At 50.1% G+C, this 11,594-nt stretch carries 10 protein-coding genes and 1 other annotated feature; of the genes, 8 read left to right on the top strand and 2 right to left on the bottom strand.

Features of this window, described 5'->3' with window-relative positions; genetic code table 11:
- Window positions 1-266 precede the first annotated feature (266 nt).
- Window positions 267-725, bottom strand: a complete 459-nt coding sequence (locus FZ040_RS10005; protein ID WP_149171845.1) for an S-adenosylmethionine decarboxylase family protein — start codon at window positions 723-725, stop codon at window positions 267-269.
- A 66-nt stretch (window positions 726-791) separates the two neighbouring features.
- The gene (gene lgt, locus FZ040_RS10000; protein WP_149171844.1) at window positions 792-1,580 is read right to left on the bottom strand and encodes a prolipoprotein diacylglyceryl transferase; all 789 of its coding nucleotides are present in this window, start codon (window positions 1,578-1,580) and stop codon (window positions 792-794) included.
- Between the two features lie 413 nt (window positions 1,581-1,993).
- On the opposite strand from lgt, the gene ileS reads away from it, so the two are divergent.
- The 8 genes from ileS to FZ040_RS09960 all read left to right on the top strand — a co-directional run bounded on the left by ileS (window position 1,994) and on the right by FZ040_RS09960 (window position 11,508).
- Entirely contained in the window at window positions 1,994-5,125 is a 3,132-nt protein-coding gene (gene ileS / locus FZ040_RS09995; protein ID WP_149171843.1) for an isoleucine--tRNA ligase, read from the top strand.
- Window positions 5,126-5,257: 132 nt separating this feature from the next.
- Window positions 5,258-5,638 carry a metal-sensing transcriptional repressor gene (locus FZ040_RS09990; protein ID WP_149171842.1) on the top strand — a complete coding sequence of 127 codons (381 nt, stop codon included), beginning with the start codon at window positions 5,258-5,260 and terminating at the stop codon, window positions 5,636-5,638.
- A 29-nt stretch (window positions 5,639-5,667) separates the two neighbouring features.
- Window positions 5,668-6,036: a histidine kinase gene (locus FZ040_RS09985; RefSeq protein WP_255448837.1), complete on the top strand. Its 369-nt coding sequence runs from the start codon at window positions 5,668-5,670 to the stop codon at window positions 6,034-6,036.
- Between the two features lie 194 nt (window positions 6,037-6,230).
- Entirely contained in the window at window positions 6,231-6,758 is a 528-nt protein-coding gene (locus FZ040_RS09980; protein WP_149171841.1) for an acyl-CoA thioesterase, read from the top strand.
- 71 nt (window positions 6,759-6,829) lie between these two features.
- Window positions 6,830-7,071: a binding site (T-box leader), on the top strand.
- Between the two features lie 36 nt (window positions 7,072-7,107).
- Window positions 7,108-8,778, top strand: coding sequence for a 2-isopropylmalate synthase (locus tag FZ040_RS09975; protein ID WP_255448836.1), 1,671 nt, complete (start codon window positions 7,108-7,110; stop codon window positions 8,776-8,778).
- Window positions 8,779-8,854: 76 nt separating this feature from the next.
- A complete protein-coding gene (locus FZ040_RS09970; RefSeq protein WP_149171840.1) occupies window positions 8,855-9,823 on the top strand; it encodes an alpha/beta hydrolase in 969 nt (322 codons plus the stop codon).
- A gap of 9 nt (window positions 9,824-9,832) precedes the next feature.
- Entirely contained in the window at window positions 9,833-10,276 is a 444-nt protein-coding gene (gene dtd / locus FZ040_RS09965) for a D-aminoacyl-tRNA deacylase (RefSeq protein WP_149171839.1), read from the top strand.
- Complete coding sequence (locus tag FZ040_RS09960) at window positions 10,276-11,508, top strand: aminopeptidase (RefSeq protein WP_149171838.1); 1,233 nt, start codon at window positions 10,276-10,278, stop codon at window positions 11,506-11,508. Before dtd ends, FZ040_RS09960 begins: the two co-directional genes overlap by 1 nt.
- The last annotated feature ends 86 nt before the right edge of the window (window positions 11,509-11,594 follow it).

Raw genomic sequence — 11,594 nt, 5'->3', positions numbered from 1 at the left:
GCAGCGAATCAAAGATGAAGGAATGAAGTGACGCACAGATTTGTATGAGTCGCTTACTCCGAGCGAAACGAAAGTGGAGCGAGTGAGTTTCCTTTAAAAAGAAATGTTCGTGATATATTTTAACTTCTGTATAGTTTTGAGTGGACATAATGATTATCAGGCGAGCTTTTGGCTCGCTTTTTTGGTATATTTTTTGTATATATATCAGGAATCGTAAAATAAAAACAGCTATCGCGTAATGCGTTAGCTGTTTTTTCATAAATATCTTATTGATGATTTCTTCTCGCTAGGATGCGGATGACCTTGGCGCCCGTGTTGTGAATCTTACGCAGGGGAGCAACTTTGGTCTTGACTTTTGGTTTGATGTCTTTGGCGTTGCCAAAATTGCCGCGTTTTAAAACCGTTGTTTTCGTCTTGTCTGGTTTAAAGAAGTTGCGAATCTCTTTGGAAATTTTATCCGGCTCCGCATCTTCATGGCAGAGGAAAATGTCTAAGGCGACATATTTGAGGTCTGCATAGATATGAAGCGTGATGTGACCATCGGGCAGGATAGCCATGAGAAGATAATGTTCCTCGCTTAATTGCTGGATTTTCGAATCGATGACCTGGAGATTGTGGTCAGCCAGAGCATCGTCGAGGTTTGCTTTGATTAAGTCTATATCAGTAAGTTTGTTGTTTTTGCAGTTGAATAAATCGGCCGTTAAATGACGGGCTAAGATTTTCACTATGTTTTTCGCTCCTTTACTTCAATACATACTTATGTATATTATAGTTTATCGTATGGAGGACCGTCAAGTGTTCGAGACCGAGGAGGTTTTTTTCCAACCCAGATACAGGAAGATGAGCAGGGCAATGGTGAAAGCAAAGAAGCTGGTGGTTTGGGCGCTGGTCATAAATGCCAAAACCTTTTCGGCATAGTCGCCGCGCAGAAATTCCAACCCGAACCGGGCCGCACTGTATAACATCACATAGAGGGCAAAGCACTGGCCTTTGGCGTGATTGGTGCAACGGAACATCAACAGCAGGGCGAAGATGACCATATCGAGCTGGCCTTCCCAGATTTCAGCAGGCCAGAGTGGCTGTGTACCATAGGTGTGAGCGGCAAGGGTCGTCGATGGATAGACGATTCCAAAGGAGCTGCCAGTAGGCGCGCCAAAAGCATCGCCGTTTAAGAGATTGGCGCAGCGGCCAAGTGCCTGTCCGAGGATGATGGCTGGGGCTAGTACATCCATGAGGTGGACGGTATCAAGCTGATGATGACGGCAGTAGAGAACTCCGGCCAGTACGCCGAGAAAGACGCCGCCCTGGATGGCCATGCCGCCCTGCCAAACATTGAAGAGCTCGGTGAGGTGGTGGCTGTAATAATCCCAATCGAAAAAGAATACATCCCATAGCCGGGCTCCGAGAAGCCCCGCTATGCCACAGTAAATTCCCAGGTCAATCAAATATTTTTCTTCGCCATGACCCTCTTTTTTGACGAGAAAATAGCCAACACCGGTGGCTAATATAATGGAAAGCGATAAGACGAGCCCATAAGCACGTACAGGAAAATCGCCAATAAAGAACAAATACTGATGCATGAATATCCTCCTGCTATTTTAATAAATTCACAATCCATTATAACGCCATCCTTCCTATTTTGCCAAAGTCAAATCAGAAAGGATTTTTATTCCACTGAGGAAAATATCATTTGAATTATGTGCGCGCCTATGGTAAAATATGTCATGTTAACATGTAAATGCGTAGATGAAGAGAGTAGGCTTTTACAGAAAGCTAAAGCGAACCGGGGCAGGTGAGAGCCGGGAGCGAGTAGGAAAAGCAGAAAATCACTTCGGAGCAGCAGGCTGAAAGATGACGACTAGGCCGGGCCGGTATTCCCCGTTACGGAATAGCGTATGATGGTACGTGAAAAATAGGTGGTTTTTGTGTAGGTATTACAGCCTGCATCCTGTTTTGGGGTGCAGGCTTTTTCTATTATGAGGAGGAATCCGCTTTGTACAGTAAGGTAGACACCAACCTGAACTTCGTGGAACGCGAGAAAGAAGTCCTGAAGTTCTGGAAAGACAACAACATTGCCCAGAAGGCTATCGACCAGCGCGAAGGCTGCGATACGTTTACGTTCTATGATGGCCCGCCGACGGCTAACGGCAAGCCGCATATCGGTCACGTACTGACGCGTGTCATCAAGGATATGCTGCCGCGTTTCCAGTCGATGAAGGGCAAGAAGGTCCTGCGCAAAGCTGGCTGGGATACGCACGGCCTGCCGGTTGAGCTCGAGGTCGAGAAGGCTGTCGGCATCAACGGCAAGGAGCAGATTGAAGAGTACGGCATCGAGCCGTTCATCAAGAAGTGCCGTGAGTCCGTCTGGAAATACAAAGGCATGTGGGAGGAATTCTCCGATGTCGTCGGTTTCTGGGCTGATATGGACAACCCGTACATTACTTATGAAAACAACTTCATCGAGTCCGAGTGGTGGGCCCTCAAGGAAATCTGGAACAAGGGCCTCCTGTATAAAGGGTATAAGGTTGTTCCGTACTGCCCGCGCTGCGGCACCCCGCTGTCGAGCCATGAGGTAGCCCAGGGCTATAAGGACGTAACTGAGCGTTCGGCTATGGTCACGTTCAAAGTCAAAGACGAGGATGCGTATTTCCTCGCCTGGACGACGACGCCGTGGACGCTGCCGTCGAACCTCGCGCTCTGCGTCAACCCGGCTGTTGATTATGTAAAACTGCGTGTGAATGGCAAGGTATATATCCTGGCTGAGGCCCTCGTGGAACGCGTCTTTGAAGGCGTGGAAGGCGAGCGCGAAGTCCTGGAGAAATTCAAAGGGCAGGAGCTCGAGGGCCGTGCCTATGAGCCGCTTTATCCGTTTGCCAATGCCGCTATTGCCAAACAGCCGGGCAAGAAGGCTCATATCGTGACCTGCGATGATTATGTCACGACCGAAGATGGTACGGGTATTGTTCATCTGGCTCCAGCCTTCGGTGAAGACGATAACCGCGTCTGCCAGAAGTATAATATCGCATTTGTCAACCTCGTCAATGGCAAGGGCGAACTGACTGAGGAGACGGATTGGGCTGGCGTATTCGTCAAGAAAGCTGACCCGATGATTCTGGAGGATTTGGAGAAGAAGGGCCTGCTCTTCAAGGCACCGGAGTTCACGCACAGCTATCCGCATTGCTGGCGCTGCGATACGCCGCTGCTCTACTATGCGCGTTCGACCTGGTTCATCAAGATGACCGATGTCAAAGACGAGCTTGTTGCCAATAACAACACGGTCAACTGGATTCCAAAATCCATCGGCAAAGGCCGGTTCGGCGACTGGCTTGAGCATGTTCAGGACTGGGGTCTTTCGCGTAACCGCTACTGGGGTACGCCGCTGCCGGTTTGGGAGTGCGAATGCGGTCATCAGCATACGATTGGTTCCATCGAGGAACTCAAATCGATGTCGGACAACTGCCCGGATGAAATCGAGCTGCATCGTCCGTTCATCGATAAGGTTACGATCAAATGCCCGCAGTGCGGCAAGGAGATGCACCGTGTATCCGAGGTTATCGACTGCTGGTTCGATTCGGGTTCGATGCCGTTTGCCCAGTGGCATTATCCGTTTGAGAACAAGGACATCTTCGAGAAACGCTTCCCGGCTGACTTCATCTCCGAGGCTGTCGACCAGACGCGCGGCTGGTTCTACTCGCTGATGGCAATCTCGACGCTGCTGTTCCACAAGGCACCGTACAAGAATGTCATTGTTCTCGGCCATGTTCAGGATAAGGATGGCCGCAAGATGAGCAAGTCGAAGGGCAATGCCGTTGACCCGATGGATGCACTGCGCCAGCATGGTGCCGATGCTATCCGCTGGTACTTCTATGAGAACAGTGCGCCATGGCTGCCGAACCGCTTCCATGATGATGCGGTACAGGAAGGTCAGCGCAAGTTCATGGGCACGCTCTGGAATACTTACGCTTTCTTCGTGCTCTATGCAAACATCGACCAGTTCGATGCGACGAAATACACGCTGGACTACGAGAAGCTCAGCGTCATGGATAAATGGGTACTCTCGCGTCTCAACACGATGGTCAAGGAAGTCGACAAAGACCTTTCGAGCTATCGTGTAACTGAGGCTGCCAAAGCCCTGCAGGAATTTGTTGACCAGCTGTCCAACTGGTATGTCCGTGGCAGCCGCAGCCGTTTCTGGGCTAAGGGCATGGAGCAGGATAAGATCAATGCCTATATGACGCTCTGGACGGCGCTGGTCACGACGGCCAAGGCGGCCGCTCCGATGGTTCCGTTCATCACGGAGTCCATCTATCGCAACCTCGTCTGCAGCATCGACAAGGCGGCACCGGAGTCCGTACATCTGGCTGACTTCCCGGTTGCTAATGAAGACTGGATTGACGAAGAGCTCGAGGCCAACATGGAACTCGTACTCGAAATCGTTGTGCTCGGCCGTGCGTCCCGCAATGAGACGAATATCAAGAACCGCCAGCCGGTTGCCAGCATGTTCGTTCATGCGGAGCGCGAGCTGCCGGAATTCTTCAAGAAGATTGTCGAGGATGAACTCAATGTCAAGGCTGTGACGTTCAAAGACGATATGGAGGAATATCTCTCCTACAGCTTCAAGCCGCAGTTCCGTGTACTCGGTCCGAAGGTTGGCAAGCAGATCGGCGAAATCAAGGCTGCCCTTGGCAAACTTAACGGCTCTAAGGCTAAGGCTGAGCTTGACAGCACGGGCACGCTTAAACTGGCGCTTGCCAGCGGCGAGGTCACGCTGACGCCGGAGGATGTCGAAGTCTCGATGGCACAGAAAGAGGGCTTCAACTGCCAGCGCTACAATGGTGTGACGATTGCGCTCGATACGACGCTTACCGAAGAGCTGCTCGAAGAGGGCTTTGTGCGCGAGGTCATCAGCAAAGTCCAGACCATGCGCAAGGAAAATGGCTTTGAAGTTACGGATCATATCACGGTCAGCCTCAGCGGCAACGAGAAACTTGAAGCTATTGTCAAGAAAAACGAACAGTATCTGAAAGATATCACGCTGGCCGATGCAGTATGCTACGGCAGCCTGGAAGGTACGGAAAAAGAATGGAACATCAATGGTGAGTCGCTTACGATTGCCGTAAAGTAATTGTTCCAGCATAATGAGGAAAACCTTCTCCGCTTGCGAGAAGGTTTTTCTTATAATTATTTGCTTGTCGGCAGGAAAATCGTAGAAAAAAAAAGAATAGATAAAAAAGATTCTAATCGAGGAGGGCAGTTCATGGAGGAAAAAATAAAAACGGAATCAGTTGATAAGCAGCACGAATATGAGCACGAACATGAACATACTCATCAATTGGCAGATGGGACGATTATCCGCCATTCTCATGGACATCATCATAGTCATACCCAGACAAAGGCGGTGCTAAATCGCATGGCAAGGCTTATTGGCCATTTGGAAGCGATTAAGCGCATGGTGGAAGAGGGGCGCGACTGCAGCGAAGTCCTCGTGCAGCTGTCCGCAGTACGCAGTGCCATCAATGGCGTCAGCAAGATTATCCTTAAGGATCACATGGAGCATTGCGTGGTCGATGCAGTACGGGATAATGATAAAGAAGCTCTTGAACAGTTGAACAAGGCGATCGACCAGTTCCTGAAATAAGCGAACGGTCAAGGAGGGAGGGCGAATTTATGGAACAACTTCAGATAAAGGCGATGCTTGAGCAGGTCGGTGTAGATTATGATAAAGGGTTGGAACGCTTTATGGGGAATGTGGCGCTTTATCACAAATTCCTGTTGAAATTTCTAAATGATGGTTCCTATGAAGAATTTGTCACGAGCTTGTCGGTTCAGGATATGGCTATGGCAGAAAAAAGCGTTCATACCCTGAAGGGAACCGCTGGCAACTTAAGCCTGATGAAATTATTCCAGGCAGCTGATGATACCGTACAGGCCATTCGCACGGCACAAGACCGTGAGGAAATCCAGAAACTGGCTGATTCGGTAGGAGAAATTTACCGTGAAACTTGTGATGCCATTCGCAAGAGTGTCGGGGATTGATGACAAAGGCATTCTTCCTAAAGAAGGATGCCTTTTGTGTTTGTGATACATGTTACGGTAAAAATGGGGAAAATCCGCTATGCTGGATGTGTTGTTAACGCGTAATGGATAAAAGAAATATATTTTTATATTGATACGTGATACAATATAGTTATATCAAACGTATGGAAATCGTTTCCTAGGAGGTCCCATTTATGGCACAGAATAAAATCGTAATCAGTCAGGTAATGATGCCGAGTCAGGCGAATCCGAATGGCAATGTCCATGGCGGGGAAATCATGAAAATGATGGATTCAACGGCTTATGCGGCAGCTCGCCGGTATGCTCGTTCCAATGTGGTTACGGCTCGCGTTGATGAGCTGGAATTTCATCTTCCCATCTTGATTGGCGATTTGGTGACGTGTTCTGCGGAAATCGTTTTTGTGGGTCATAGTTCGATGGAGATAGCGGTCAACGTGGATGTGGAGGACCTGGAGCAGGAGGGAAAACCGCAGCGCGCGCTTACGGCTTATTTCACGATGGTGGCATTGGATCGCAATGCTCGCCCGAAGGCTGTTCCCCCGTTGATTCTTGATACGGAAGAGGCAAAGCGGGCCTTTGAAGATGGACGCCGCCGCTATGAGGCACACAAAGAGCGCAAAAGAGTCCAGCGTGAGAAGGAAAAAGCCCGCCTGGTGGCGAAGAAATCTCCGAGAGAACCGGAAGACAGTCACAAAAAATAAAAAAGTTTACAGTTTTACACAGAAAAGCTTGCAAAATGTATTTTATTGTGATATTGTAGTATGCAACACAGGGAAATGCATTGCAGAGGAATAGTACGCATCCGGATATTACCAGCGAGTTGTCGGTTGGTGTGAGACAATAGTTGATGGATGGGGAACTCGCCTTGAAGCAGTCCGCTGAAAGCCCGGCAGGGTGAGTAGACCGGAACGGTTCCTGACCGTTATCGAACAGGAGGACTTGATGGAGTCTGTATGAGGTGCCGGCAGGCACGAATTGGAGTGGTAACACGTAAGCTAGCCTTTCGTCTCTTGGAGATGAAAGGCTTTTATTTTTAGGAGGGATTCGCAGATGATGAATTATCAGAAGTACAGCAAGGGTTATTTCATGCCACCGGAGATTGACCTGGAATGGGCGAAGAAAGATGCGCCAGACCATGCGCCAATCTGGTGCAGTGTGGATATGCGTGATGGCAATCAGGCCCTTATCACGCCGATGAACCTTGAAGAAAAGCTGGAATTCTATAAGATGCTCATCAAAGTCGGATTCAAGGAAATCGAAGTTGGTTTCCCGGCAGCTTCCGAGACCGAGTACGAGTTTTTGCGCCGCCTTGTCGAGGATGACCTGATTCCCGATGATGTGACAATCCAGGTACTCACGCAGGCCCGCGAGCATATCATCCGCAAGACGTTTGAGGCACTTAAAGGCGTCAAGAATGCCATCGTCCATGTCTACAACTCGACGTCGGTTGCTCAGCGCCAGCAGGTCTTCCGCAAGTCGAAAGAGGAAATCAAGCAGATGGCAGTCGATGGGGCAAAACTTTTGCAGCAGCTGACCGAAGAGGCTGGTGCCAATTATCGCTTTGAATATTCGCCGGAGTCCTTCACGGGAACGGAGCCCGAGTATGCTCTCGAGGTCTGCAATGCCGTGCTCGATGTCTGGAAGCCGACGGCTGACCGCAAGGCGATCATCAATCTGCCGGTAACAGTCGAGATGAGTATGCCGCATGTTTATGCAATGCAGGTCGCTTACATGAATAAGCACCTCAAATACCGCGAGAATGTCGTCTTGTCGCTGCACCCGCACAACGATCGCGGCTGCGGTGTCGCCGATACGGAGATGGGAATCCTGGCTGGTGCTGACCGCGTGGAAGGGACGCTCTTTGGCAACGGTGAGCGCACGGGCAACGTGGATATTGTGACCGTGGGCATGAACATGTTTGCCCTGGGCGTTGATCCTGAGTTGGATTTCTCGAATATGTCCGAGCTGGTAGATACCTATGAACGTCTTACGCGAATGGAAGTCAGCTATCGTCAGCCTTATGCGGGGAAATTGGTCTTTGCCGCGTTCTCCGGTTCGCATCAGGATGCCATCGCCAAAGGCATGAAGTGGAAAGAGGAAAAGAATCCGGATAAATGGACGCTTCCTTATCTCTATATCGATCCGAAAGATGTTGGTCGTGAATACGACGGCGATGTTATTCGCATCAACAGCCAGTCCGGTAAGGGTGGTGTCGGCTTTATTATGGAGCAGAAATATGGGATCGAGATGCCGAAGAAGATGCGTGAGGATTTTGGTTACTGTGTTAAGAGTGTATCCGACCACAAACACAAAGAACTCATGCCGGATGAAATTTTCCAGATTTTCCAGAACGAGTATGTCAACATCGTGGAGCCTTATGAGTTAGTGGATTTCCTGCTCAAAAAAGAACCAGATGGAACGCGTTCTGGTACGGTCGACCTCAAGGCCGATGGGAAGGAAGTCACGTTTGAGGCACGTGGTAATGGCCGCCTGGACGCTGTTTCAAATGCCCTGCAGAAAAATCTGGGAATCGTCTACAAAGATTTGACGTACAGTGAGCATGCTATGGAGGTTGGCCAGAATTCCCGGGCTATGGCGTATATCGGCATTACTGCGGAGAATGGTCACATCACTTGGGGCGCTGGCATGGACACGGATATCATCACGGCATCCATTCAGGCACTATTCAGCGCGATCAACCGTATGAAGGCTGGGAAATAATTTCATACTTTTCTAGGAAAAAGATGTTATAATGGAATCGCATTTTGTTTGGTGTGATAAATAAAAGGGTGATTCCATGAAGAAGCTTCTCTTATCCTGTCTCCTGACAGCGGTTATTACGATAATCGTTGCTGTGACGGCCTTCGTCATGGGGACAGGATATTTTATTGGCAATTATGCCGTTCATTTTGGTTTGGAACGCGGTACGGCGGATAATCCGCAGGAACCGCCAAGGGCGTATGCGTTATTGATGCCACCTGAGGCACGGCGGTTCAACAAGCCGGACTATACCGATGAAACCTGGCACATGACTTCTGCGGATGGCCTTAGACAGACCGCTACGCATTTTATGCCGGACACGGATAGCGACCGTTGGGTTATCGTTGTCCATGGTTATGGCTGTACGCAGCAGAATTCCTGGTATATCGCGGAGAATTATCTCATGATGGGGTATCATGTGTTGACGCCGGATCTTAGAGCATCGGGAGATAGTGAAGGAAGGTTCTTGACGATGGGCTGCAGAGAAAGCGAAGATATTGCCGCTTGGGCAAGGCTCGTAGCGCAGCGTCATCCGCAGGCAAAGATTGTGCTGCATGGAGTATCGATGGGGGCAGCTTCGGTTATGATGGCCGCCGCTCGAGAGGATTTGCCCACGCAGGCAGTTGCCTGTGTCGAAGACTGCGGATATACCAGTGCGTTTGATTTGCTAGTGCATCAGATAACAGAGTCTTTTGGGCTGCCAGCTTTTCCAGCTATGCAGCTTTTGGATTGGCGCTGTCAAAAGGTGGCTGGTTTCAGCCTGCGGGAGGCAGAACCAGTCGCGGCAGTCAAAAAATCCAAGCTGCCGATTCTCTTTATCCATGGCTCGAAAGACCCATTGGTGCCAGTGTCTATGGCAGAGGAGCTATACGAGCAGGCGGAGACGCCGAAAAAGCTTTTGATTATCGATGGAGCTGTTCACGCTATCGCATCACAAAAAGAGCAGGAAAAGTATTTTAAGACGGTCAATGATTTTGTAAGTCCCTATGTGGGGAAAAAGGAGTAAAGATAAGGTATGAAGGCTGTTGTCACGCGGGTAAAATCTGCGTCGGTAATAATCGAAGGAAACGTAAACGGAGCGATTGAACAGGGCTTTTTGGTCCTGCTCGGTGTTGGGCCGGAGGATACGCCTGAGACTTGTGCACGGCTGGCGGAGAAAGTCGCTAATGTGCGGGTGTTCTCGGATGAAGCCGGCAAGATGAATTTGAGCATCAGCCAGGTCGGCGGGGCGTTTCTGGTTGTTTCTCAGTTCACGCTTTATGCCGATTTGAAGAAACGCCGCCCCGGTTTTAGCCACGCGGCGAAACCGGACCTGGCCAATGTACTTTATGAACAGTTTATGCAGGAGCTGCGCGATAAGGGCTTTGCGGTCGAGCATGGTGAGTTTGGTGCCGATATGCAGGTTGAATCGGTCAACGATGGTCCGGTGACGCTGCTTTTTGATACGGAGGAATTGTAATGGAAAAAGCATTATTGCAGAAATATGCAACGTTAGTCGTAAAGGTCGGGGTTAATCTGCAAAAGGATCAGATTCTCGTCATCAATTCGCCGATTGAATGTGCCGAATTTGCGCGTTGCATTGCCGAGGAGGCGTTTGCCGCCGGGGCCCATGATGTCGTGGTGAGCTGGGGCGATGAGCTGCTGGCACATATCCGCTATCAGCAGGGGCAGAAAGAACTGTTTACGGAGTTTCCGGAATGGCGTCAGAAGTTTTATATGGATTACGCTGAGCAGGGCGCGGCGTTTGTTTCGATTGCCGCGCGTGATCCGGAGATATTCAACGACATTGAGCCGGAAAAATTAAAACTTTCCCAACAGGCGGCTGGGGCGGCACTGCTGGAGTATCGTGCCCGCCTGATGAATAACCGCAACACCTGGTGCGTGGTTTCGGTGCCAACGGCCAGCTGGGCGGCGAAGGTTTTCCCAGGCGTTTCGGAAGAAACGGCAGTCGCAAAACTTTGGGATGCGATTTTTAAGACTGTCCGCATTGAGCCAGATAATGACCCGGTGGCTGTCTGGCGGGAACACATTGCGTTCCTGCAGAAGGCGGCAAAGTTCATGAACGAACATGACTTTGCTTCGCTTCACTACACCAACAGTCTGGGGACGGACCTCACCATCGAGCTGCCGGAAGGCCACATCTGGGCAGGCGGCGCCGAGCTTTCGGAATTGGGCATTGAGTTTGCCGCCAATATGCCGACGGAGGAAGTCTATACGCTGCCGAAACGGGATGGTGTCAATGGCACCGTCGCAGCGGCGAAACCGCTCAATTTCAATGGCAATCTGATTGAAGGATTCAAACTGACCTTCAAAGATGGCAAAGTCGTGGATTACTCGGCCGAAAAGGGCGAGGAAATCCTAAAGGGCTTGCTTGAAACGGACGAAGGGGCATGCTATTTGGGCGAAGTGGCCTTGGTGCCGTACGATTCGCCAATTTCCAAGAGCGGTATCCTGTTTTACAATACGCTCTTTGATGAAAATGCCTCCTGTCATCTGGCGCTGGGCAAGGCGTATCCGACCTGTATCAAGGGCGGTGAGACGATGGACAGCGTAACGCTTTTGCAGCACGGTGTCAACGATTCACTGCTGCATGAGGATTTCATGATTGGCACCCGGGATCTGGCGATTGTCGGAACGACGAAAACAGGGGAAAAGATTCAGGTATTTGCCAACGGCAATTTTGCCTTTTGATGAATTTTTCACGGCAAAAGACAAATAATGATGATATAATAAGGGCCGGATTTATAGGAAAAGCTGCGCGATGGCGCAGGGAAAGA

Origin of the sequence: Pseudoselenomonas ruminis, assembly GCF_008271295.1 — a bacterium.
Classification (GTDB): domain Bacteria; phylum Bacillota; class Negativicutes; order Selenomonadales; family Selenomonadaceae; genus Selenomonas_A; species Selenomonas_A ruminis.
The sequence above is the reverse complement of the archived record's forward strand: the minus strand, read 5'-3'. Positions and strand labels throughout refer to the sequence as shown.

What these genes read in the sequence shown, in the direction of transcription:
- FZ040_RS09990 (WP_149171842.1), top strand. Translation starts at nt 5,258, where the DNA reads ATGGAGGAAAAAATAAAAACGGAATCAGTTGATAAGCAGCACGAATAT.
- FZ040_RS09970 (WP_149171840.1), top strand. Translation starts at nt 8,855, where the DNA reads ATGAAGAAGCTTCTCTTATCCTGTCTCCTGACAGCGGTTATTACGATA.
- FZ040_RS09980 (WP_149171841.1), top strand. Translation starts at nt 6,231, where the DNA reads ATGGCACAGAATAAAATCGTAATCAGTCAGGTAATGATGCCGAGTCAG.
- FZ040_RS09975 (WP_255448836.1), top strand. Translation starts at nt 7,108, where the DNA reads ATGATGAATTATCAGAAGTACAGCAAGGGTTATTTCATGCCACCGGAG.
- dtd (WP_149171839.1), top strand. Translation starts at nt 9,833, where the DNA reads ATGAAGGCTGTTGTCACGCGGGTAAAATCTGCGTCGGTAATAATCGAA.
- FZ040_RS09960 (WP_149171838.1), top strand. Translation starts at nt 10,276, where the DNA reads ATGGAAAAAGCATTATTGCAGAAATATGCAACGTTAGTCGTAAAGGTC.
- FZ040_RS09985 (WP_255448837.1), top strand. Translation starts at nt 5,668, where the DNA reads ATGGAACAACTTCAGATAAAGGCGATGCTTGAGCAGGTCGGTGTAGAT.
- lgt (WP_149171844.1), bottom strand. Translation starts at nt 1,580, where the DNA reads ATGCATCAGTATTTGTTCTTTATTGGCGATTTTCCTGTACGTGCTTAT.